Source organism: Hyphomonas sp. (genome assembly GCF_041398465.1).
In the GTDB taxonomy this organism is placed as follows: domain Bacteria; phylum Pseudomonadota; class Alphaproteobacteria; order Caulobacterales; family Hyphomonadaceae; genus Hyphomonas.
In genome coordinates this window covers 238,080-261,181 of record NZ_JAWKUS010000001.1, presented here as the reverse complement: position 1 = coordinate 261,181, position 23,102 = coordinate 238,080, and the positions used below count along the sequence as shown (strand labels likewise).

Annotated in this window: 21 protein-coding genes; 13 read left to right on the top strand and 8 right to left on the bottom strand. The window is 62.0% G+C overall.

The genetic code is table 11. From position 1 onward, the window contains the following. Positions 1 to 192: 192 nt before the first annotated feature. Complete coding sequence (locus tag R3C98_RS01225; RefSeq protein ID WP_371312296.1) at positions 193 to 1,359, top strand: HlyD family secretion protein; 1,167 nt, start codon at positions 193 to 195, stop codon at positions 1,357 to 1,359. Beyond that, positions 1,356 to 3,014, top strand: a complete 1,659-nt coding sequence (locus tag R3C98_RS01220) for a DHA2 family efflux MFS transporter permease subunit (protein WP_371312295.1) — start codon at positions 1,356 to 1,358, stop codon at positions 3,012 to 3,014. The genes R3C98_RS01225 and R3C98_RS01220 overlap by 4 nt, the downstream gene beginning before the upstream one ends. A gap of 13 nt (positions 3,015 to 3,027) precedes the next feature. On the opposite strand, the gene R3C98_RS01215 is transcribed toward R3C98_RS01220, so the two are convergent. The 5 genes from R3C98_RS01215 to R3C98_RS01195 all read right to left on the bottom strand — a co-directional run bounded on the left by R3C98_RS01215 (position 3,028) and on the right by R3C98_RS01195 (position 10,743). Beyond that, on the bottom strand, positions 3,028 to 3,825 hold the full coding sequence (locus R3C98_RS01215) for a hypothetical protein (protein ID WP_371312294.1): 798 nt from the start codon (positions 3,823 to 3,825) through the stop codon (positions 3,028 to 3,030). A 126-nt stretch (positions 3,826 to 3,951) separates the two neighbouring features. Continuing rightward, positions 3,952 to 5,991: a glutamine amidotransferase gene (locus R3C98_RS01210; RefSeq protein ID WP_371312293.1), complete on the bottom strand. Its 2,040-nt coding sequence runs from the start codon at positions 5,989 to 5,991 to the stop codon at positions 3,952 to 3,954. After that, a complete protein-coding gene (locus tag R3C98_RS01205) occupies positions 5,984 to 8,872 on the bottom strand; it encodes a DUF4159 domain-containing protein (protein WP_371312292.1) in 2,889 nt (962 codons plus the stop codon). Before R3C98_RS01205 ends, R3C98_RS01210 begins: the two co-directional genes overlap by 8 nt. Then, complete coding sequence (locus R3C98_RS01200) at positions 8,869 to 9,735, bottom strand: DUF58 domain-containing protein (RefSeq protein WP_371312291.1); 867 nt, start codon at positions 9,733 to 9,735, stop codon at positions 8,869 to 8,871. Before R3C98_RS01200 ends, R3C98_RS01205 begins: the two co-directional genes overlap by 4 nt. A 9-nt stretch (positions 9,736 to 9,744) precedes the next feature. Next, a complete protein-coding gene (locus tag R3C98_RS01195; protein WP_371312290.1) occupies positions 9,745 to 10,743 on the bottom strand; it encodes an AAA family ATPase in 999 nt (332 codons plus the stop codon). Between the two features lie 76 nt (positions 10,744 to 10,819). On the opposite strand from R3C98_RS01195, the gene R3C98_RS01190 reads away from it, so the two are divergent. The 4 genes from R3C98_RS01190 to R3C98_RS01175 all read left to right on the top strand — a co-directional run bounded on the left by R3C98_RS01190 (position 10,820) and on the right by R3C98_RS01175 (position 13,695). After that, positions 10,820 to 11,407, top strand: coding sequence for a DUF1285 domain-containing protein (locus R3C98_RS01190; RefSeq protein ID WP_371312289.1), 588 nt, complete (start codon positions 10,820 to 10,822; stop codon positions 11,405 to 11,407). An 11-nt stretch (positions 11,408 to 11,418) separates the two neighbouring features. Then, positions 11,419 to 12,039 carry a CoA pyrophosphatase gene (locus R3C98_RS01185; protein ID WP_371312288.1) on the top strand — a complete coding sequence of 207 codons (621 nt, stop codon included), beginning with the start codon at positions 11,419 to 11,421 and terminating at the stop codon, positions 12,037 to 12,039. Between the two features lie 77 nt (positions 12,040 to 12,116). Then, positions 12,117 to 12,482, top strand: a complete 366-nt coding sequence (locus R3C98_RS01180; protein WP_371312287.1) for a DUF6111 family protein — start codon at positions 12,117 to 12,119, stop codon at positions 12,480 to 12,482. Beyond that, a complete protein-coding gene (locus R3C98_RS01175; protein ID WP_371312285.1) occupies positions 12,469 to 13,695 on the top strand; it encodes a CCA tRNA nucleotidyltransferase in 1,227 nt (408 codons plus the stop codon). The genes R3C98_RS01180 and R3C98_RS01175 overlap by 14 nt, the downstream gene beginning before the upstream one ends. Here R3C98_RS01175 and R3C98_RS01170 read toward each other — a convergent pair. Next, the gene (locus R3C98_RS01170) at positions 13,679 to 14,176 is read right to left on the bottom strand and encodes a TspO/MBR family protein (RefSeq protein ID WP_371312284.1); all 498 of its coding nucleotides are present in this window, start codon (positions 14,174 to 14,176) and stop codon (positions 13,679 to 13,681) included. The genes R3C98_RS01175 and R3C98_RS01170 overlap by 17 nt on opposite strands. Positions 14,177 to 14,302: 126 nt before the next feature. Continuing rightward, entirely contained in the window at positions 14,303 to 15,187 is an 885-nt protein-coding gene (hemF, locus tag R3C98_RS01165; protein WP_371312283.1) for an oxygen-dependent coproporphyrinogen oxidase, read from the bottom strand. Between the two features lie 187 nt (positions 15,188 to 15,374). On the opposite strand from hemF, the gene petA reads away from it, so the two are divergent. The 7 genes from petA to R3C98_RS01130 all read left to right on the top strand — a co-directional run bounded on the left by petA (position 15,375) and on the right by R3C98_RS01130 (position 21,483). Further along, positions 15,375 to 15,947: a ubiquinol-cytochrome c reductase iron-sulfur subunit gene (gene petA, locus R3C98_RS01160; protein ID WP_371312282.1), complete on the top strand. Its 573-nt coding sequence runs from the start codon at positions 15,375 to 15,377 to the stop codon at positions 15,945 to 15,947. 12 nt (positions 15,948 to 15,959) lie between these two features. Further along, complete coding sequence (locus tag R3C98_RS01155; RefSeq protein ID WP_371312281.1) at positions 15,960 to 17,420, top strand: cytochrome bc complex cytochrome b subunit; 1,461 nt, start codon at positions 15,960 to 15,962, stop codon at positions 17,418 to 17,420. A 15-nt stretch (positions 17,421 to 17,435) separates the two neighbouring features. Beyond that, on the top strand, positions 17,436 to 18,377 hold the full coding sequence (locus R3C98_RS01150) for a cytochrome c1 (protein WP_371312280.1): 942 nt from the start codon (positions 17,436 to 17,438) through the stop codon (positions 18,375 to 18,377). Positions 18,378 to 18,507: 130 nt separating this feature from the next. Then, positions 18,508 to 19,026, top strand: coding sequence for a hypothetical protein (locus tag R3C98_RS01145; protein WP_371312279.1), 519 nt, complete (start codon positions 18,508 to 18,510; stop codon positions 19,024 to 19,026). A 16-nt stretch (positions 19,027 to 19,042) separates the two neighbouring features. Continuing rightward, on the top strand, positions 19,043 to 19,540 hold the full coding sequence (locus tag R3C98_RS01140) for a GNAT family N-acetyltransferase (RefSeq protein WP_371312278.1): 498 nt from the start codon (positions 19,043 to 19,045) through the stop codon (positions 19,538 to 19,540). Beyond that, on the top strand, positions 19,537 to 20,415 hold the full coding sequence (locus R3C98_RS01135) for an S-methyl-5'-thioadenosine phosphorylase (RefSeq protein WP_371312277.1): 879 nt from the start codon (positions 19,537 to 19,539) through the stop codon (positions 20,413 to 20,415). The genes R3C98_RS01140 and R3C98_RS01135 overlap by 4 nt, the downstream gene beginning before the upstream one ends. 69 nt (positions 20,416 to 20,484) lie before the next feature. Further along, positions 20,485 to 21,483, top strand: a complete 999-nt coding sequence (locus R3C98_RS01130; RefSeq protein WP_371312276.1) for a hypothetical protein — start codon at positions 20,485 to 20,487, stop codon at positions 21,481 to 21,483. 9 nt (positions 21,484 to 21,492) lie between these two features. On the opposite strand, the gene R3C98_RS01125 is transcribed toward R3C98_RS01130, so the two are convergent. Beyond that, entirely contained in the window at positions 21,493 to 23,025 is a 1,533-nt protein-coding gene (locus R3C98_RS01125; protein WP_371312274.1) for a helicase HerA-like domain-containing protein, read from the bottom strand. Positions 23,026 to 23,102 lie beyond the last annotated feature (77 nt).

Here is a 23,102-nt window from a genome sequence, read left to right as displayed (position 1 = left end):
GTCTCCCGGTGGTTCTGATCTTTCCGGTAGCTAATCAGACCGGACAGGGCCGGCGCAAGAAGAGGGCTTGATTGCCTTAGCGGCATGTCACGTTCATAAGTGTAACGCGGAATACAGAGATGGCATTGAAAGCCGTCCAACAGAGCCGCGAGGGAGAGAAGCGGACCGGGCCGCAAGGCACTGGTGAGAGGCATGGACGGCAACACACAAGTCACCCCGGACGTCGAAACGATCCAGCACGCGCGAACACCGCTGACCGCGCACCTGCGCAATCCGCGAGTCAGGTTGGGACTCATTGCTGGTATTATCCTTTTGATTTTGCTGGCGCTTTTTCGCTTCATGGCGGACCGTGCCGCTTTCGTCTCAACCTCTGATGCGCGGATCGCGGCGGACATGATTGCCGTTTCGACTGACATTTCTGGCAAGATCACATCCCAGCGCGTGTCTGCGGGCGACACGGTGAAGGCGGGTGATGTCCTGTACACGATCGACGACCGGGAAGCATCCTACACGCTGGCCGAATACGAAGCCGAAGCAAACCGGCTCAGGGCTGAAATTGCGCGGGAAGAGGCCCGGATAGGACTCGCTTCGTCAAAGGCCGGCAGCGAAGTTGCCGCCCGCCGTGCCGGGACGCAGTCGGCTTCCGCATCCGTGGAAGCGGCAAGATCCAATCTCGAAACCGCCCAGCGTGATTTCGACCGCACACAAGGCCTGTTTGACCGGGGCCTGGTACCGCAGAGCGCGCTGGATCAGTCGCGCAATGCGCTCGACACCGCACGTCAGGGTCTGCTGCGGGCTGAAGCGGATCGGGACAGCGCCCGCGCGGAGCAGAGAACGGCCTCCATTCAGGGCGAAGAGGTACGTCTGATAGAACTGGACCTCGGCGTGCTGCGTGCATCCCTGCAACAGGCTGAAGCACGCGTCGATGCCCAGCGGGTCGTGGTAGAGCAACATACGATCCGGGCGCCAATCGACGGCGTGATCGACGAATTGTTCTACGATACCGGCGAGCATTCGCTGCGTGGATTCCGCGTCGCGCTCATGCACGATCCGGATGCGGTCTGGGTGTCGGCGAACATCAAGGAAACCGACATCCGCAAGATCGAAACCGGCGCCGAAGTGCGGGTGAAGGCGGACAGCCATCCAGGTACGAAAATCTCGGGCCATGTCACGCGGATCCACAACGCCACACTGGCCGAGTCCGCGCTCATGCCGAATCCCAACGCCAATGGTGTGTTCACAAAGATCACTCAGCGCATCACGGTGCGGATCGATCTGGATGATCCTGGTTTGCGCCTGAGACCCGGAACGATGGTGACGGTCCGCATCCGCAAACAGGCCGCTAAAGATCCGGCGTGAGCACGGTCGCCGCCTCAACCGGGAATGTTCCGGCGGATGACATTCCGGCCATGGCCGGATCTGCCGTCCGGCGGCGCTTTGCCCAGTTCGGCCCACAATATCGCTGGATGCTGCTCGGCGCGATGCTGACCGGGTCGCTCGCCACGATGCTGGCAGCGACAACGGTCAATGTTGCTCTGCCGGCGATTATTGGCGCCTTCGGTCTCGGACAGGATCAGGCGCAGTGGATGTCCACCGCATTCCTGGCCTCTTCCACGATTGCCATGCTGGCCAATGCCTGGGCCATGCACACTTATGGACCGCGGGCGACCTATGTCGCCGGCATGTGCCTGTTCATCGTCGGCTCTTTGCTGGGAGCGGTCTCGACCACGCTGGAAATGCTGATCCTGTCCCGTGCCTTGCAGGGCATATCAGCTGGCCTGCTTCAGCCGATGTCGATGTTTCTGATCTTCCAGACGTTCCCGGACAACCAACGCGGCACGGCCATGGGCATCTTTTCCATCGGTGTCGTATTGGCACCCGCATTCGGCCCGGCCCTTGGCGGCATTGCGGTTGACCTCGCCAGCTGGCGGCTGGTCTTCGTAGCCACTTTGCCGCTGGCTATTGTGGCACTCAGTGTCGCCCCCTTCCTGATGCCGACAGGAGAGGACCAGAATGTGCGGACCCGTCCGCCGCTCGACTGGCAGGGGCTCGGCTTGCTGACGATCGCTGTTGTCAGTCTCCTGTCGGCCTTTGCGGGTGCGAACCGTGATGGCTGGGATTCCGATATTACCTATCTGAAATTTGCCATCGGCCTGATCGGAGGCGTCAGTTTCATTCTGTGGGAGCGACGCCATCCATTCCCGGCATTGAATCCGGCCATTTTCATGTACAGGCAATTCTGGTCCGCCGGCATAATCATTTCAGCGACCGGGATTGCCATCTACGCCTCCACCTATCTGATCCCGCTTTTCGTTCAAATGGTGCAGCACTATTCGCCGACCGCAGCGGGGGTGATGATGATTCCGGCAGGACTCGCCATGGTGGTCGGTTTTCCTATCGCCGGACGCCTGACCGACAAGGTCGATGCGCGCTTCCTGCTGGCGTTCGGTATCATCAGCTTTGCGACTGCGGCATACCTGCTGGGCGGAGTAACTTCACTGACGCCTTACTGGGTTCTGGTTGGCTGGATATTCCTCTCACGTGTCGGAATCAGCTTCTGCATGCCTCCGGCAAACACGACGGCCGTGCGTGCGTCCCCACCACATTTGCTGGCTTCGGCAACGGGGGGCGTCTCTTTCCTGATGCAGGTTGGCGGTGCGTTCGGGGTGAATCTTCTGGCAATCCTGTTGCAGCGCCGGCTGATCTTTCATGGCGATCACCTGTCGGTCGCGATGAATGAGGCGAATGCCGAAATGCTCTACCAGCATGCCATCTATGCGCAGGAACTGGAGCGCTCCGGCATGGCTGTCCTACCGGCCTTCCAGAATGCATTTGGCGCGATTGGGCGGCAGGTCTCAGCCGAGGCGCAGGTGCTTGCTTTTCGCGATTGCTTCCATGTGGTTGCCATCTGGTTCGCAATCGTCTTTTTTGCCTTGTTCCTGATGCCGAAACCGAAATTGGAGGGAGCAACTCCTCCGGAAGCGCGCATGCCGGTTAATCCGGAAGCGGCATAGGCCAGAACGATAGTCACTCGGCTGTCAAAGCCCGCATTCTCGTTAGAAGCAGGTTTGCGTGGGCAAGAGCGGTGTTGGACGGATCGTTTTCATCGACCATGGCTTTGTATTCATTCAGCCAGCCAATTGCTTCAGCAGCGGCCTTCTTGGCCGCCGGACCATCGTTCAGCATTTCGTGCCAGCCAGCAACCTGCGTGCCCAGACGGCCGAGTTCGAGCGTAACGGCTTCGTTCGCATCCGGACAAGCCTTGCGTAGCCAGTCGAGTCGTTCGATCGCGCCACGCGAATTAGGGGCGCCGCCATTGACCTGAAAATAATATGCGATCGTCTCGAACGCGTCATAGTATCCGGCGGCTTCGGCCTCTGCGTGACCTTTGGCGGTATAGGGGCAGGGAGCATCCTTTGCCCTGCCGCCCACAGATACGAATTCGTGGAATTGTCCTCGTGCTTCCAGGTCCACGACTTGCGGCACGATGATGTCCCAGAGCAGTTGCTTGGCACTGATCTCAGTATCTACCACGGCTTCGGTGCCATTTTCATAAGTCAGGCCAGATTGGAAGACCGGTCCGCCAACCGACGCCAGGTCGAGAGCTTCATAGCGGTACAAGGCACGAGTGGCGTCTGTGAGAGATTGTAACCGGCTCGGCGGATCCTGAATGCGAGAGGCGACCTGCGCAAATGTGTGAGCGGCGAAGAACTGGACAAACGCATCATTTGTACAAAGCTGAGTGAGTTGTTTTGCCTGGGAATAGGCGACGCTGAGCTGGGCAGCTTCACTGGTTTGCCCGGCAGCGGCAGCAACTTGGTACATCTGAGTCGCCGCCCCATCCGGGCAATTCGAGGGCTCAGCGGTCGCGAGCAAGCTGAAACTGACGGCGGAAAATGCCAGAAGGATCGTTCTCGATAGTCTCATCATGCATCCCCATTTAAAGTAATGTCAGCGCCCCTCCCGGCGCCAGGCCAGAAGCAGGAAGATAACCAGCAGGGCGGCTGCCGCGATGCCCGGGAGCAGGGCCTGGCTGGATGAGGAGCGGACGGCATAGGCGCCGCGTTCGCGCAGGCCCAGCCAATTACCGCCGGCGGACGTGCCCCGCGCGCCGGAGCGGCGGATGTCCGGCAAGCCTGTGTCGTCTGCGTTCAGTCGAAAGACACCGCCGCCGGTAGCACGAGCCAGCGGTTGCAGGACTTTGATTGTGGACTGAAGATCGGCGTATTCCTTGGGATTGGCAGGGCCGTTCAGGGCGACGGTTTCCAGGCCACCGGCGCGGGCCCGGTAGAGCCCCAACTGGTCGATCGGCGCTTCGGCGGTAAAGATTCCTGGCCCTGTTTCTGTCCAGCCGGGTTCGATGGTTTCGCCTTCCGGTGTCTCGATCTGAAGCGGTGGGGCTGTGTCCATCAGGCTGCGCAGTTCGACATGGGCTGTATCACCTTCGGCGGTAAGCTTCAGGCGGCGCTCTTCGAGTTCCGGTTCCTTCATCAGCCAGTGGACCACTCTACGAATTGTCTCGGCGAAAGGTCCACCGCCATCATAGCCGCGTGCCCATAACCAGATCTGGTCAGACATCAGCATGCCGACCCGGCCTTTGCCGACACGGTCCAGTACGAGGAGCGGCTTGCCGTCCGGCGCCGCGAGCACTGTGTCGCCGGTCTCGGCGGTGGACTCGATATAGCGCATCCAGCTGCCCCATTGCCGGCCTTCCAGCGGTGCTGTGACGGCATGGCGCTTTCCGGCGTTCGTCAGCTCCGGAACGAATTCCCCGGTTCTGACCACGCCTGTCGGTACGGCTGGCAATACGGAGGCGAGTGGGGAACGTGCGAGACTAGCCGGACCGGCGAAATCCTCGCCCGCCGCGATCAGCAATGCGCCGCCTTCAGTGACATAACGCGCCATGTTGGCGAGATAGGTCTGCGTGATGACGCCCCGGCGTTCGTACTGGTCGAATATGATGAGGTCGAATTCTGTGAGCTTCGCTTCGAACAATTCCTCGGTCGGGAAGGCAATCAGCGCCAGTTCGTCTTCGGTGGCATTGTCGCTCTTGTAGGGCGGGCGCAGGATGGTGAAGTGGACGAGATCGACGGACGGGTCGGATTTCAGAAGATCCCGCCAGGTGCGGCCTGCCTGATTGGGCTTACCGGTTACCAGCAGCACACGAAGGCGGTCGCGTACGCCCGCGAGGCTTGCCGCGGTCCGGTTGTTCGCCATGGTCAGCTCCTGCCGGCCGGGCGGAGCTTCAACAACGACAATGTTCTCGCCGCGCCGCTCGATCTTGATTGGCAGCGGGGTGGCTTCCCCGGCTTTTACCCGGACACGTTCTGGAATGCCGCCATTGACTGACACGTCGAGATCTATGTCTCCGCCGTCCGGATCATCGACCCGGACAATCAGGTCAGCGGTTTCGCCGACGATGCCGAAACTTGGCGCTTCGACCAGTTCCACCCGGCGATCCCCACGGTCAGGATCGCCTACGATCAGACCGTGGACCGGTCCGATGACGCCTTCCGCATCCGGTTTTCCGGGCACATCGTGCAACTGGCCATCGGTAATCAGGATCGCACCCGCGATCCGATCACGCGGCACATCGGCCATCAGGCCTTCGAGTGCGCTGTAGAGATGCGTGCCGTCATCGTTTGGATCGCTTTCAAGCACACGGACTTCCAGGCTTGGGTCTTCAGCAAGTTTCGCCTGAACCTGGTCATAGGCCTTGCGGGCAGCTGCCGCACGGTCGCCGATGTCCATGCTTTCAGACCGGTCCAGCACCACGGCTGCGACAGAGGGTAGGGGTTCGCGCTCTTCATGCACCAGGCTTGGATTGGACAGCGCCGCTGCCAGCAGCGTGAGGCCCAGCCCGCGGGTCAGCCAGGCGCGACCACGCAGCACGATGTAAGCCAGCCATGCGAGCACAGCTACGCAGGCAACCGCCCAAAGTGCCGGCCAACCGAGGAAGGGATCGAACCCGATGCGCACGGCTTCAATCATGAGGCATCCCGTTCGGCAGGAATTGCTGCACGTCTCTTTCCCGGTTGTTGTTGGGCGGGCTGGCACTCGGGCCGAAGCTGCCCCTGTCGCCGCTCCCTTCACCAAGGCGTTCAAGCAGCGCGGGCAGGTGAACCTGGTCGTCCTTGTAGCTGCCGGTCAGGATGTACATGACGAGATTTACGCCGAAGCGGCGCGCCATCTCACGTTGGTCCTCACCGCCGTCCACGGAATAAAGGTCACGTCCACGTTCATCGATGGCCCAGGCAGAGATCCAGTCGGCATCCCCGATGAAGAGGCCGGAGACACCATCCCCACGTGGGGCGGATGCCGAGCCAGCTTGTTCTATCCAGAGCTGGCGGTCTGCGTATCGTCCGGGGAAGTCCGACAGCAGATAGAATGACCGCATCAGAACATGATTGCTTGGGACCGGTTGGAGAGGGGGAGCGTCGAGGCCCTCAAGCAGGGTTTCAAGACGAGAGATTTCGGTCGAGCCCGGTGTGTCACCATCCCGCGTATCGATCACCAGTGCGCCGCCGGAACGCAGATAGGCGTTCAACCTTGCAATGGCTTTTTCCGACAAGGGGCCGGCGCCTTGCGGCACAGCAAAATAGATAAGCGGGTAAAGCTCCAGTGGGCTGGTTTCAAGATCCAGTTCATCAGGCTGGTCGGGTTCGACCGAGGTACGGTTGAACAGCGTCGTCGCCAGTCCGAACAGGCCCGCGCGGGCCCGCTCGTTCAGTGCGATGTCGGGCGTCTTCACATAGCCGAACCGCATCCGCAAGGCGGCGTCGACGTCCGATTGGGGTGCCTTGCCTTGAGGAAGGGGAACAACTTTTGGGCCGATCGCGACCCGGCGGTAAGTGCCGTCCTGCATCAGCTGATACTGATATTCCTGCGCGGCGGCATCCGGCGCCGGTATCAGGAAGAAGCCTGTCAGAAAGACCGCCGCCGCGATGCCGGTCTTGCGACCAGGACGAGGCAAGCGCCCGGCAACGAGCAGCGCGATGAACAGGTCGAGAGCCAGCAGGATGGCGGCTAAGGTCAGCATGGGACCGGCGAGGCGCAAGGCTCGTGCCTCGGCATCACCCAGCAGCCGAGCTGCAGGAGGCCAGGCGTCGATCAGGGCTGGCTTCGCATTGCGTGCGGCGTTCAGCGCGCGCGTACCGGCCGGGCCCTGGTAGAGCCCCGGCGGATGCGCTTCGGAGGGCTCCAGCGTGATGAAGTCTGCCGCTTTGAGGGGTGCGGCCGCGGGGCCGGGTGCCTGAAGCCGTCCGTACCCGTCTAAAACCAGTTTCGGTGTGTAGGCGCCTTCTTCGTCATTCACGGACTCGCCCCGGCCCGCAGCGATGCAGCGGCGCAGCATCTGGGGGAAGAGATCGGAATAAGCGAGGTTCGCCCAATCCGGACCGGCGGTGATGTGGAACAGGATGATGGTTCCAGCGCCGCGTGCATCCGCGGTGACGAGCGGTGACCCATCCGCAAGCCGGGCCCAGGTGTGGCTGGACAATTCAGGCCCCGGCCGCGCCAGCACTTGCTGGGTGATGCGTACGTCAGGCGGCAGGCTCAGGCCATCAAAGGGAGAGGACTCCGCGAACGGAGCGAGCGCCTGCGGCTCGTCCCACGCGAGGGCTCCGCCAAGTGCGCGGGAGGCGCGGCGTAGCGGAACGGGAAGAAGGTCATCCCCCTGCGCAGCAAGGCGCGGCCCGGCGAAGCGGATCAGCGCACCACCATTTTCCACCCAGTCCGACAGGCGCTTTTCATCTTCGGGCAGGATCTGCCCCACATCGGTGAGAATAATCGCGTCCGGCGATTCCGCGACGAGAGTTTCGACGGATCCTTCGGTGATGGACGCGAACGGCTCCAGCGCCTTCCGTACATAGTGCATGTCCGAAAGCAGGGGTTGGGCGACGGCACCTGTATCGACCAGGCCGACCCGGCGGGACCGGTCGGAGGAATCCCACAGCCACACTGTGCCCGCACCCTGCCGTCCGGTCACCGTAAAACGAGCGATACGGGCGAGCGCCGCGGCGGGGATGGTAAAGTCGGCGCTCGCTTCAATCTCACCGTCAACGAAAGTCGCCTCGGATGTCGCAAGCGCAGAACCATCGAGCGTCAGTGCGGAAACGTAGGCGCGTTCTTCTCCGCGAGTTTCGACACGGCGAAGCGTGACCGAAACGGAGTCCGTTTCGGAATTCAGCCGGGTGATGGCAGCCGGAGCATGGGGCGGCGCCGCGAAAACGGTCAGCGGAGCACGGGCGGAAAGATTGGTGGCGAAGGCACGGCCGCCCGAATTCTCCAATCCGTCGCTCGCCCAGAAGATACGGCCCGGTTTCAAACCGGATTCGTCGAGGCGGGTAATCGCGTCCGCGCGATCGGTATTCCATGCTTGCGGCCTCAGGGAAGAGATCCGCTTGGAAGCGTCGGTGGTGCTGAGCGTTTCCGACGGATCATTGTTCAGCTGCTGCGGTGCTGTCAGCAACAGGTGAACCGGCATGTCCCGGCTGCCGGTGTCCAGCGTGGCGGTCGCAGCATTGACCAGTTCGCTCCAGCGCGAGGCAGAGGGCCAGCCATTGTCGATCACGATCAGGAGCGGGCCGGATCCGTCCACGGACTCTGTCTTGCCACCTGGGGCGTAGACCGGCTGGGACAGACCGATGATTGCTGCAATCACCGCCAGTGTGCGGATCAGCCAGACCCACCAGGGCGTGCGGGCCGGAGTTTCCTCCTTCGGCTCCATACCTTCAAGGATACGCAGCGACGGTAGCTCGATCTCTTTCGGGGCTGGCGGTGTGGCGCGCAGGATCCACCAGATCACCGGCAGGGCGATCAGCGCAGCCAGTGCCCAGGGTGCGCCGAACAGGAAGGGGCCGAAAGCGGTCATAGCTTCGCCCCGAAGCTTTCAAGCTGGGCCTTAAGGCGGGCCGCGCTCTGAAGTGCGGGCTGGCCTGAAACGTGGGAGACGAAGCGCCATCCCATCCGGTTTGTCAGCTCACTGAGGGCATCACGCTGGGCTGCGAAGCGGTGATGATATTCCTCACGGATCGATTCAGCCCGCCCGAATATACGAGATAGCGCAGATCCCGGCCGGTGCAGCTTCACGCGGCCTTCGAAGGGGAAGTCGACTTCGATGGGGGAAGAGACGGCCAGCAGGATGCCTTCGGGACATTTGCCTGCCAGTGGCGCAAGGCGGGCGCGCCATTCCGGAATGGGATCGTAGAAATCGGATGCCACGATCAGCGTGGCAGAGGAACGTGGCGGGGAGGGGAACTTGCCGCCCGTCCCGCGGGCCAGTTCTTCGGAGAGGCGGTCGACTGCGCGCTTGCCGAAACTCGCGCCACGTCCGCCGCCAAGGGCGCCGATCCGCTCGCCATCCTTCGAGAGCATAATGGCGAGAGCCAGCATCAGAAGCGTAGCTTCCTCCGCCTTGGTGCGCAGCTCGCCTTCGGCTTTCCAGCGGAAGCCTGGATTATCGTCACACCAGAAAAGAACCGTGCGGGCGGTTTCGAGTTCCGTCTCGCGCACGAAGAGTTCGTGGCCCTTGGCCGAGCGGCGCCAGTCGACCCGGTCGGCCGCGTCTTCCTGCGCATAACGCCGGTACTGCCAGAAATGCTCGCCTGTGCCTGCGCGCCGGCGCCCGGCCGAGCCGATATGCGCCGCCTCGCTCGCCTCAGCCTTGAAGTTCAGGCCGGGCAGCTGGCGGGCAAGGGCTTCGGCTTCGGCACGAAGGTCGGCAGCAGGAGTCATCGGGCTGCGCTACGCCACCTTCCGCGCGAGGTCGTTGATCAATTCGCCGAGGCTTGGGGCGTCGCCGGTCGGGTCGTAGCGCATGGCCATGCGGTGGCCGAGGCAGGGCTCTGCCAGCGCTTCGACATCTTCAAGGCTTGGCGCGAACCGGCCACGGAGCAGGGCGCGGGAACGGGCGGCCAGCATCAGCGCCTGTCCGGCACGCGGGGAAGGGCCCCAGTCGACGAGGCGTTTGACGTGCGGGTCGGAGGTCTGCTCCGGCCGGGCCTCGCGCACCAAGGAAAGAATGGCCGCGACGATCTTCTCGCCCACCGGCATCTTCCGCACGAGCGCCTGCAAGGCCATCAGCCGCTCGGCATCGAGGGCCGGGCGCACAGTCTGGTCGGCGCCGCCGGTCGTCTCGATCAGGATGCGGCGCTCGGTGTCGAGGTCCGGATAGTTCACGTCGACCTTCAGAAGGAAGCGGTCGAGCTGGGCTTCGGGAAGCGGATAGGTGCCTTCCTGCTCGATCGGGTTCTGCGTCGCGAGCACATGGAATGGTCCGGGCAAGTCATGGCGTACACCTGCCACAGTCACATGACGCTCCTGCATGGCCTGCAGAAGAGCAGACTGAGTCCGCGGGGAAGCACGGTTGATCTCGTCCGCCATCAGGAGCTGGGTGAAGATCGGGCCGCGCAGGAAGCGGAACGTCCGCTGGCCGCTGGCGCTCTCGTCCAGAACTTCAGAACCCAGGATATCCGAAGGCATCAGGTCCGGTGTGAACTGGATGCGCTGGTTGGACAGGCCAAGCGCAGTGCCCATGGCTTCGACAAGGCGGGTCTTGGCCAGGCCCGGCGCACCGATCAACAGGGCATGGCCACCCGCCAGTACGGCGGCCAGCGACAGCTCGACCACGCGCTCCTGGCCGAAGACGGCCTTGGCGATTTCGGCTTTCACCTGCTGCAGGGTTTCGGCGGCAGCCTCGGCATCGGCGACAATCGCCTCGGCGGTCACATCAGTATCAGCCATATTCTAAAAGCGTCTCCGGGTTTGCGTCATTTGCAATCAGACCTATTTGTAAGGCCTCTTCAAGGCGGAGGAAGGTGTGACATCCAGTTCGACAACCACAATCAGCCTTGAAGAAACGCTGAAAGACATCCTGCCTGAGGGCAAGCTGGATGGAAAGCTGCCGCCTGTGCATCTTTGGAACCCTGAGCACAGCGCCGACATTGGCATGGAGATTCGCGCTGACGGCGGCTGGTGGCATGACGGATCGCGCATTAACCGTGAACGGCTCGTGAAGCTGTTCTCCCGTATCCTGCGCAAGGATGAAGACGGGCAGACCTGGCTGGTGACGCCCTACGAAAAAGTGATCGTCAAGGTCGAGGATGCCCCATTTCTGGGCGTAAGGGTCGACCGCGTAGGCGAGCCGGGCAGGGACCAGACGCTGGCCTTCCTGACCAATCTGGACGACATCACGCTCGCCGGGCCGGAAGCACCGATCCGCGTCGAGACCGATCCGGAGACCGGCGAGCCGGCGCCGTATGTGCTGGTGCGCGGGCGGCTGGAGGCAAAACTGACCCGCGCCGCCTTCTACGAACTTGTCGAAATGGCCGAACCTTCGCCGGATGACCCGGACATTCTGGGTGTCTGGAGCCAGGGGAGCTTCTTTCCCATTGGCCCGGCTGCCTGAGGACGACGAGGATGTCCTGGCAAGGCCTTGATGATTTCATTGCGCGCGTCGAATCGCGGCTCGACCCGCCGGTCGGGAATGGCCGGCTGGGCGAGACGGGCGACATGGATTTCCTGTCGCCGGAAGAAGTGGCGATCATACGTCCGGCCGCTGTGCTGGTTGGGGTGATTCCCCGGGCAACCGGTGCGACGGCATTGCTAACCGTGAGGCCGACCACAATGGCCGACCATGCGGGGCAGGTGGCGTTTCCGGGCGGTAAGGTGGATCCGATTGATCTCGACGAGGTCGCCGCCGCGTTGCGGGAATCGGAAGAGGAAGTCGGTGTCGTCCCGGACGATGTCCAGATCCTCGGCAAGGCGGCGCCTTATGTGACCGGTACACGCTACCGGATTACGCCGGTCGTGGGTCTGTTACCGGCAGATTTCCAGCCGGTGCCGGACCCGACCGAGGTGGCGGACGTGTTCGAAACCCCGCTCGATTTCCTGATGGATGCCCGCAATCACCGGATGGGGGAGGCGTTCTACAAAGGCAAACCGCGCCGCTACTATGAGATGCCGCACAATGGGTATCGCATCTGGGGCGTCACGGCGGGGATAATCCAGCGGCTCTATGAAACACTCTACGAAGCGTAAGGCTTTGTCTGTTTAGGGTTTCGCTGGTTTCGGCATCTGCCTATCCTGAGAAACATCACAAGTGAGGAACCGGAACATTGGCCGGACGGATACTCTTCGAACTCTTTTTCTTCTCGATCCCGTTCTTGGTGTTCGGGCTCTACGTGCTGGCCACGACGACAGCCGAGCATGAGGGGCGGCGCCAATGGCCGGTCAACATGCTGTTCCTGATCGGATTGGGCCTCGCGGTCGTCGGCTTTTTTGCCATGACCTTCCTGGAAAAGCGGGAACCCGAAATGTGCCAGAAGCCGACCCGTTACGTGGATGGCAAGCTGGTGCCGGGGGAGTTTTATCCCTGCGCCCATGACCTGAAAGACGCGGGCCGGGCTGGTAGCGAAGACCCGGGCGGGTCGATTGAACTGCCCACCGATGGGACGGGTGTCACCGAAGATGGCCCAGACTGACCAAGTGCCTGACCGGATCGAAGCGAACTGGTTGACTGCTCCCGGCACACAAGCCGTGATGACGGCGCTCGAAGCGGCCCGTCCCGGTGGCTCGCGATTCGTCGGCGGCTGCGTGCGCAACACGCTGCGCGGCATTCCGGCGGACGACATAGACATCGCGACACAAATCCTGCCCGAAGACGTGATGAAAGCCATGAAGGCGGCGGGCATCCGCTCTCTGCCGACGGGGATCGAGCATGGTACCGTGACCGCTATCATTGATGGCGAGCCGTTCGAGATCACCAGCCTGCGCCGGGATGTGGAAACGGATGGCCGCCGCGCAGTGGTCGCTTTCACAGAAGACTGGGCAGAAGATGCACAGCGGCGGGATTTTCGCCTGAATGCCATCTATGCCGGGCCGGACGGAGCCCTGCATGAAGTTGTCCCGGGCAGTATCGAAGATGCACTGGCCGGACGGGTGATTTTCATCGGTGATGGGGACCAGCGCCTGAGGGAAGATTATCTGCGCATCCTGCGTTTCTTCCGCTTCAATGCCTGGTACGGCGCCGAAGTGGATGCCGAAGGCCTCGCGGCCTGTACGCGCCAGAAAGACGGTCTCGCAAAGATCGCGCGCGAACGTATCTGGAAAGAGCTGAAGCGCCTGCTGGAAGCGCCGGACCCGTCCGATGCAATGCTGGCCATGGAAGAGAGCGACGTCCTCGATGCGGTCCTGCCTGTCGCATCTGCCGGTGTGCTGCCTGCGCTTGTCGCCGTGGAGCGGGCGGCGGGTCTCTCGCCTGATCCAATGCAGCGGCTCATGGCCCTGTTGCCGCGCCGGCTTCGGGAGATTCGCGAGGTAGGTCAGGTTTTGCGCTTGTCGAATGCCGAACAGGACCGGATGGCGGCCTGGGCTGACCCGGCGCTGGGGCATGTTGAAACCTTGAGCCCGGCAGAGCTGGCCGAAGCGTTTTATCGGTTTGGTCCGGAAGTGGTTTGCGACCGGGCGCTCATCGAAGCGTCAACCGGGGCAGGCGATAGCCTGAAACCGGTTCTGGCGGCAGCGGGGCGATGGTCGCGGCCTGAGCTGCCGGTTGGCGGGGCCGATGCGCTGGCAGCGGGGCTATCCGGCCCGGCGATCGGCAAGGCGCTGGCCCGCGTAGAGAACACCTGGATCGCGTCTGGCTTCACGCTTTCGCGGGAAGACTTGCTCGCCGAACTTACCCCGCCGGATTAGCCGACCAGATGTAGAGGTTCAGATAGCCGGCGAAGGTCACCCAGGTCAGGTAAGGCAGTTGCAGCCAGGCGGCAGGCTTCGAAATGCGCGCAAACTCGCCCATCATGGCCAGGATCAGCAGCCAGAGCGCGATCAGCACGCCCAGCGACAGCGGGATCTGTTTCAGGCCGAAGAAGAACAGGCTCCAGCCGACGTTCACCATGAGCATGGCGAAATAAATGCCGAGCGCGCGGCTTGCGATGCTGGAACTCCCGGCGCGCCAGAGCACAAGCAGGGCGCTCAGTGTCATCAGGGAGAAGAGACCCGGCCAGACGATTCCGAACATCCAGTCCGGTGGGGTGAGGAATGATTTCTCCAGCGTGGAATACCAGGGTTCCTTGCCGGATCGGGTGACAATTCCTCCCATCGCGCCGGCCATAGCCGTCGCCAGCACCAGCACCAGGCTGGCACCCCAGGGAGGGGCCCGGCTGTCGTCCACCATCAGGCTTGTGAATATACCGGAAAATCGCGCAACCGTCTGCGGCGTACCCCAAGCGCGGGAATCCCGTCGTGGTCAGATGGACAGGTTGACTGAAGAACGGGCGAAAGTGCCGGAATTACAGGCCGATCAGGGCCATTTCACCACAGGCGGCATCGACGAGAGAATGCTCGTAACATTGCCACCTGTTTTCAGGCCGAAGGTCGTCCCGCGGTCGTAGAGCAGATTGAATTCCACATATCGTCCGCGCTGAATCAGCTGTTCCTCGCGCTCAGCTTCGCTCCAGCCATGTTGGAAATGCTTGCGCACAAGTTTCGGATAGACGTCTGCGAACTGCTTGCCGACCTCCTGGGTAAAGACGAAGTCAGCGTCCCAGTCACCGGAATTGAAGCGGTCGTAGAAAATGCCGCCGGTCCCGCGGGGCTCGTCCCGGTGGGCCAGGTGGAAGTAAGTGTCGCAGGTTTCCTTCATTTGCGCGTAGTCCGCGCCGGGGTGAATGTCGCAGGCCGCTTTCATGGCGGCGTGGAATTCCACAGAATCCTCAAATGCCTGATCACGTTGATAGGCGAGCAGGGGATTGAGGTCTCCGCCGCCCCCGAACCAGCTCTGGCTGGTCACCAGCATCCGCGTATTCATGTGCGCGGCGGGCACATGCGGGTTACGTGGATGGGCGATGAGCGAGATTCCCGACGCCCAGAACCGCCCGTCCGACTGATCTGCGCCGGGGATTTGTGCAGCGAAGCCCTCGGAAAAAGTGCCGTAAACCTCTGAAAAATGGACGCCGACCTTTTCGAACACCTTGCCGCGCATAAGACCCATTCGCCCGCCGCCAAGATCTTCGCTGCCGTCGCCGCGCTTCCATTCCGTCAGCTCGAATTTGCCCGGATCGCCCCGGTACAAGGGCGGTTCGGCGGCCTGTTCGATGGCTTCGAAGCGATCGCAGATGTCTTCCTGGAGGGCACGGAACCAGTCCCGCGCGCGCTGTTTTTGGGTGTCGAGGTCGGTCTTCGTCATGGGGAATGTTTTGTGGCGTAAGCTGCACAGCTTGCAAGCCCCCTGTTGTCACAGGGCTCAAGTCAGGATAACGCCCTTTTTCAGTGTATCTCAGGGGGCTGGCCCCGCGCCCACTTGCCGCAATGTGCGAGAGGGCGGGGTTCTGTAATTAGGGGCCAGAACTCTGCCTGTTGAGGACGGGAAAAGCGTGACCGATCAGACATCACTTGAGCACGGCGGTGCTGTTGACGAGGACCGCCGCAATTTCATTCACATCGCGACGGGAGCGGCAGCTTTCGGCGGTGCTGCCATGTTCGCCTGGGTCGCTGTCGACCAGTGGAACCCGGCAGCCGATACCAAGGCCGCATCGGCCCTGGACGTCGATATCTCCAAAGTCCCGCTGGGCAGCGAAATTCGCGTGCTCATCGGGGGCAAGCCATTCTTCATTCGCCACCGTACGCCGGCCGAGATTTCGGCGGCCGAGGCGGTGAACGTCTCATCGCTGCGCGACCCGCAGACCGATGACGACCGCCTGCACCCGATGCAGAACGGCGAGCTGAACCGTGCAATCCTGATCACTTCAGGATCCTGTACGCACCTCGGCTGCGTCCCGGTTGGCCCGGCCCAGGGTAACACCGGCGACTTCGGCGGCTGGTACTGCCCGTGCCACGGTTCGCACTACGATACGTCCGGCCGCATCCGCAAAGGCCCGGCGCCCCGCAATCTTCCGGTTCCGAACTACCGCTATGTTTCGGACACCGTGGTCAACATCTCGCTGTAAGGACGGTAGCCCATGAGCGGACACGAATCTTCTTACACTCCAACCAACGCGTTTACCCGCTGGCTGGATACTCGCCTGCCGATCGTGCGTTTTGCACAAGACACGGCAATCAATTTTCCGACCCCGAAGAACCTGAATTACTGGTGGACCTTCGGCGGCATCCTGGCCGTCTGCCTTGCCACCCAGATCATCACGGGTGTCATTCTGGCCATGCACTACGAAGCCAGCGTCGACGGCGCCTTTGCTTCGGTTGAGCGCATCATGCGCGACGTGCCTTATGGCTGGCTGCTTCGTTACATCCACGCCAACGGCGCTTCGATGTTCTTCCTCGCGGTCTACATTCATATGTTCCGGGGGCTTTACTACGGCTCATACAAGGCGCCGCGCGAAGTCCTCTGGATCCTGGGCTGCGTGATCTATCTTCTGATGATGGCGACTGCCTTCCTTGGCTACATGCTGCCATGGGGTCAGATGTCGTATCACGGTTCGAACGTGATCACCGGCCTGTTCGGCGCCATCCCGCTGATCGGTGAAAGCATCCAGACCTGGCTGATGGGCGGTCCGTCGATCGGTAACCAGACGCTGCAACGCTTCTTCTCGCTGCACTACTTGCTGCCGTTCATGATCGCTGCCGTCGTCATCCTGCACGTCTGGGCACTTCATGTGCCGGGCAACAACAACCCGACGGGTGTTGAAGTTCAGGATGTCGAGAAGGAAACCGTTCCGTTCCACCCGTACTACACGGTGAAGGACGCTTTCGCGATCGTGATCTTCCTGATCATGTTTGCCGTGTTCGTCTTCTACGCACCGAACGTGCTGGGCCATGCCGACAACTATGTCGAGGCCAACCCGCTGGTGACGCCGTCGCACATCGTGCCGGAATGGTACCTGCTGCCGTTCTACGCGATCCTGCGTGCCATTACCTTCGATCTCGGCCCGATCCCGGCCAAGCTGCTGGGCGTGATCTTCATGTTCGCAGCCATCGCCGTGCTGTTCATCCTGCCGTGGCTCGACACGTCGAAAGTGAAGTCCATGCGCTACCGCCCGGTGGCCAAGCAGTTCTTCTTCGGCTTTGTCGCGACCTGCGTGCTGCTCGGCTGGTGCGGCGCTGCAAACCCGGATGACGCTGTCATCAAGGCGCTGCAGGGCGAGCCGAAACTGGTTGTCAGCTACACCGAGAACGATGTGGAAGTGACCAGCGAGTACAAGGGCGGAGCCGAAGCCTATCATGACGCGAAGAGCTTCATGGAAACGCTTCCGGCCGACTCGAACCCGTCGCTGTCGGCTGTGCCGGCGCCGACCTTCCAGTTCCGGCACCTCTCGCTGATCCTGACCTTCTGCTACTTCGGTTACTTCGCGATCCTGTTCTTGGTCGGTCTGACCGAGAAGCCAAAGGAAGTTCCGGAATCCATCCACAAGTCGGTCCTGAAACGCCATAAGGCGTCGACGGCAACCGCCATTCCGGCGGAATAGGGAGCCAGGGGAACCATGAAAGCGCTTCGACTCCTCACTGCCGGCCTGGCCGGACTCATCTTCACCGCTGCAGCACATGCTGCTGGCGGCGCCGAGCACCCGCACCCGCCCGAGGGCGGCTGGCCGTTCGAAGGCCCGACGGGCCAGTTCGATCAGGCATCGCTGCAGCGCGGCTATCAGGTCTACCACCAGATCTGTTCGTCGTGTCACTCGATGAAGCTGATGAGCTACCGCAATCTCGGTGAGCCGGGTGGCCCGTTCTACGACCCGGCCTACTCAAATCCGAACGACAACCCGTATGTGAAAGCGCTGGCTGCAGAGAACGAAATTCTCAGCCCGACGCCGAACGATGTTGGCGATTTCGACTTCCGTCCGGCGACACCTGCTGACACGTTCCGCAGCCCGTATCCGAACGTGGAAGCGGCTCGTGCAGCAAATGGCGGCGCGGCCCCGCCGGACCTGTCGGTCATTACCAAAGCCCGTCATGGCGGTGCCAGCTATGTCTATCATCTGCTGTCGGGCTATCCGCATGACGACGCGTTCGTAAAGCGGGACGTCGATGGCGAAACGGCCAACTTCCTCGATATGTCGAAAGTCGGCGGCCATGGCGGCGAGCACGGCGAAGGCTTCCTGAAGATCAATGCAGGCCAGTACTACAACCCGTACATGGCCGGCGACACAACGCCGAACTATGAAGGCGACCCGCGCCACGCGCCGAAGGGTGGCTTCCTGGCCATGCCACCGCAGCTGATCGAAGGCCGTGTCGAGTACACGGACGGCACTGAGGCGACGATCGAGCAAATGGCGTATGACGTCGCTCAGTTCCTCGCATGGGCCGGTGAGCCGAAGCAGGAACACCGCAAGTCCCTGGGCCTCGCCGTGATGGGCTATCTGCTGATCCTGGCGGTCCTTCTGTGGTTCTCCTACAAACAGATCTGGCGGAAAATTGACCACTAAGGTCCGGTTTCACCCGGCACAAATTTGAAAAGCCCCGGATTTTCCGGGGCTTTTTTTGTTGCGGCGGCGTCTGACTGGCTTTTATCTTCTGCGCCCTCAGGTGGAGGGAATGATGGCAGATGGAAAATTCTTGAATATCGCAAACGCCGCTGGTGCAATCGGTGGCGCGCTGGTTGGTGGGTTGGGTGTTCTGTTCGCATTAGGTGACACGTCTCCGAAATCCCTGTCGGGCATGGCGTCTTCGCTCGACCGGATCGCTGAAAATCTTGAGAAAATGCAGGACATTGACCCGTCCGCGGCCGGGGAGGCTGCAGATGTCCTGAAGCGAGCGGATCAAATCAGCCGCAAGGTCGCGGAGAAGGCGGCCGGGCTCGAATTGCCGAATGTCGACGGTGTGCTTCTTACCGACGAAGGCGTGGCAATCCCTGCAAGGGAGACCAAGACCATCGTGATGGGGAATGGCGAACGCGTGAGCATGAGCTACCTCGACCGGACCACGAAGGGCTATACCATGACTATAAATGGCCAGGAGGGACTATTCCCGATCGGGGCCCACATCCACACATCGGAAGACGGGAAATGCTTCGTGGAATTCCTGAGAACCGAAGACCATTATTCGAAATTGGTTGTCAGGGCTGTCTGTGAGTGAGCCTGAGACGACCGGCATGTCCGGTATCAGTCTCCGCAGCGCAGGACCGGCCGATAGCGTCCTTGTCGAACAGCTGACGCGCCGGATCTGGACCGGACGGGTGTCCGAGGAATCGACCGTCTTCACCGAAACCCCGGACTACGTCGCGGCACAGCTGCAAAAGGGTGGCGGCGCCATCCTGCTGGACGATGGAGTGCCCATCGGATCGGGCCGCTGGGTGCCGGTGCCCGGGCCCATAGGGCAGGGGGCATGGATGGAAATCAAGCGCATTGGCGTGCTGGAAGCCTATCGCAAACGCGGCTTTGGGGAGGTCATCCTCAAGGCGCTCGAACAGGCAGGCCACGACGCTGGCGCAGAGGGGGCGCAGCTCGCCGTTCGTCACGACCAGGTGAGGTTGGTCGACTTCTATGCCGGGCTTGGTTACGTGCTGGCAGATGATGTGGAACTGACCACGCCCAACCCGCGCTCCCCGCCGCCCATCGGCATGCGCAAAGATTTCAGGATGAATACATGAGCAATTGGACTTTCGGCATTATCGGCGGTTCCGGACTTTACGAAATTGACGGTCTGGAAGACCGCCGGGAAGAGACCGTCGAAACGCCTTGGGGGGCACCGTCCGATGCGCTGGTGCATGGCCGGATTGGCGATGTGAAGCTGGTCTTCCTGCCGCGCCATGGCCGGGGCCACCGGCTGACGCCCAGCGAAGTGCCGTACAGGGCGAACATTGCCGCGCTGAAAATGGCCGGTGTGACGGATGTGCTGGCCATTTCGGCCTGCGGCAGCCTTCAGGAGGCCTATGCGCCGGGCGATTTCCTGGCGGCCGACCAGTTCATCGACCGCACATTTGCCCGCGCCAAGACGTTCTTTGGCGAGGGCATGGTCGCGCACGTCTCCATGGCTCGTCCGGTCTGTTCCCGGTTCTCCGCGCTGGCGGCGGATGCGGCCGAAGCGGTCGGCGCGAAGGTGCACCGCGGCGGGACTTATATCGCCATGGAAGGCCCGCAATTCTCTTCGCTCGCCGAATCGAAACTGTACCGCCAGTGGGGCTGTGACGTGATCGGCATGACCGCGATGCCGGAAGCCAAGCTCGCACGTGAGGCGGAGCTGCCTTATGCCGTGCTGGGCATGGTCACGGATTATGATTGCTGGCGCGAGGAAGAAGAAGCCGTCACGGTGACGAATGTGCTCGAAGTCATGGCCCGTAACAGCGCTCTTGGCCGCAAGGCCGTTGTAAAGCTTGCGGAAACTCTGAGCGGAACAGATCGTACACCGAGTCCGGATGGAATCGACACCTGTCTGGACTACGCCCTGATCACGGCTGAGGCAGCGCGCGATCCGGACACGATCCACAAGTTGCAGGCGATTGCGGGACGTGCGCTGGGCGGCTAAGGTTTCATCTCCATTAACCTGAATAGTCGCGGGGCTGGCGTTTTCGGGCTGATCGGAGGGGAGCTCAGAATGAGTGAGTCGCAGTTCTATACGTTCATTACCGGCGGGGTCTCTCTGATGATCGCTGCCGGGCTGCTGGTTGCCTGGCATCTCTGGCGCATGCGCGAGGAGCATCAGGCCGGCATTGTGTCTGCCCTCGACGGGGTCAGCCATGAATTGAGGATCAACCTCCAGCGCTTCGTGTCGGAGCTTGGCCAGGTCCATGCCATTCAGGAAGCGGGACCCGATCTCCTGCTGCCGGTGCGCCATCCCCAGCTGGACGGCGTCAACGCGTCCATGATCCGCGCGAACCGCAATGCACTGGCCGTCATCGGCAATACCTATCAGGAACTCGAAGCCCGCAAGATGGCGCTGCGCGCCTCGCTGGCCCAGGGACGTGATCCGGTCGATCCGATGGACGATGCGATGGATGCCACGATCAATGGCATCGCGACCCTCTACATGTGGGAAGTGCATGGCGGCGCCCGGCCGTCCGAAGTGGGCCGCATCCGTTCCTGGGATGTGCGCGACTGGATGAAGGGCCACAATTTCAGCCAGAACTCGCTGCCCGGCATGTACCTTCGCGACGAAGTCGTCGAGCGCCTGCGCGCCTATGGCCTGCACCTCACGCCGCGACCGCTGACCCATACCGCGCACGAATATTATTCGATGCAGTATGACCGCAAAGCCGACATCCACGCGCCGTTCGGGCGCCGCAAGACACCGGAACAGCTGGAAGAAGCCGCCCGCAAAGCCGAGGAGAAGGCTGCGAAAAAGGCTGCAAAGCAGGCCGAAAAAGACGCTCGCAAGGCTGAAAAGGCGGCTGAAAAGGCCGCTGCCGCTGCTGCCGCCGAGGAAGAGGTCTTGGGCGATGACAGCCCGGCGGAAATGGAAACCTATTCCGGCGAAACCTATGAAGAAGGACAGGTCTTCCAGTCGTCCGATGACGATGCATCCGGGATCATGGATGATGATGAGGACGAACTCGGCATGCTGGAAGATGCCGAGCCGGACTCGCGACCGAACTGACCGTCAGACCTAGCGGCGCTTCATGCTGCCAAGAATGCCGCGCAGGATGTAGCGGGTGGCTTCGCGTGCGGCAGAGCGGGCTGCCTGGTTTCCGGCTTTCTGCAGGGGTGACATGCGGCGCGACCGGCTGGAACTGGTCTTCTTTGTGCGGGCCTTTTTCTTTTCCAGCTCCTTGGCGGCCTTTTCTTCCTCCTTGGCCAGGCGCTCGGCTTCCTTGGTCGCTTTCGCTTCCTTGGCTTCGAGGATCTCGTAAGCAGACTCGCGATCCACCACGCCTTCATATTTTCCGGCGACGGGGCTTTCGCTGATAATCTTCTTGCGCTCGGCGTCTTCGGCGGGGCCGAGCCGGGATGCGGGCGGACGAACAATCGTATGCTGAACAATACTCGGCGCGCCCTTGGCGTCGAGCGTTGAGACCAATGCTTCGCCAACACCAAGCGTGGTGATCACTTCTTCTGTGTCAAAGGCAGGGTTGGGCCGGAAGGAATCGGACGCTGCGCGGACACCTTTGCGCTCCGCCGGCGTGTAGGCACGCAGGGCGTGCTGGAACCGGTTGCCGAGTTGGGCGAGCACGCTCTCAGGCAGGTCGCGCGGGTTCTGTGTCACGAAGAAAACGCCGACGCCCTTGGAGCGGATCAGGCGGACGACCTGTTCGATCTTCTGGAGGAGGGCAGACGGCGTGTCGTCAAAGAGGAGGTGGGCTTCGTCAAAGAAGAAGACGAGTTTCGGCTTGTCCGGGTCGCCAACTTCCGGAAGCTGCTCGAACAGTTCCGACAGCAGCCAGAGCAGGAAGGTCGAGTAAAGTTTCGGGCTGTTGATGAGGCGGGTGGAATCCAGCACGCTGACGACCCCGCGGCCGTCTGTCGTGGTCCGCATCATGTCCGGCAGTTCCAGCGCCGGCTCGCCGAAGAAGTGTTCGGCCCCTTCGCGTTCCATGACCAGGAGGTTGCGTTGCAGGGCACCCAGAGATGCCGAGGCGATGTTGCCGTATTCCTTGCTCAGCTCATCGCGGATTTCCTTGTCGCCCATATGGGCGAGCAGCTTGCGCAGATCTTTGAGGTCGAGCAGGGCAAGGCCGTTGTCGTCGGCATATTCGAAAGCGATGTTCAGCACGCCTTCCTGCGCATCGGTCAGGCCCATCAGGCGCGACAGCAGCAGCGGCCCCATTTCGGCAATCGTTGTGCGAACGGGGTGGCCTTTCTCGCCGAACAGGTCCCAGAAAATGGTCGGCGCGCCGGAATAGGAATAGTCGGCAAGGCCGATCTTTTCGGCGCGGGAGACGAGCTTCGGATGCAGCGGGTGCTTCTCGCTGCCGGGAACGCAGATGCCCGAGAGGTCGCCCTTCACGTCGGCGCAGAAGACCGGCACGCCGGCATCCGAAAAGCCCTGGGCGAGGATCTGCAGCGTCACCGTCTTGCCGGTACCGGTCGCGCCGGCGACGAGGCCGTGGCGGTTTGCGATCTTCAGCAGCAGTTCCTGCGCGACGTCCGGATGACCGGTTCCGTTTGCGTCCGCGCCGCCAATGAAAATGGAGTCTGTCATGATTGCCCCGCCTCTTTCGTTCCTGCGGGAACGCTAGAGAATTCGGCGGATTCGGCAAGGGCCGGGGTGTAAAGGTA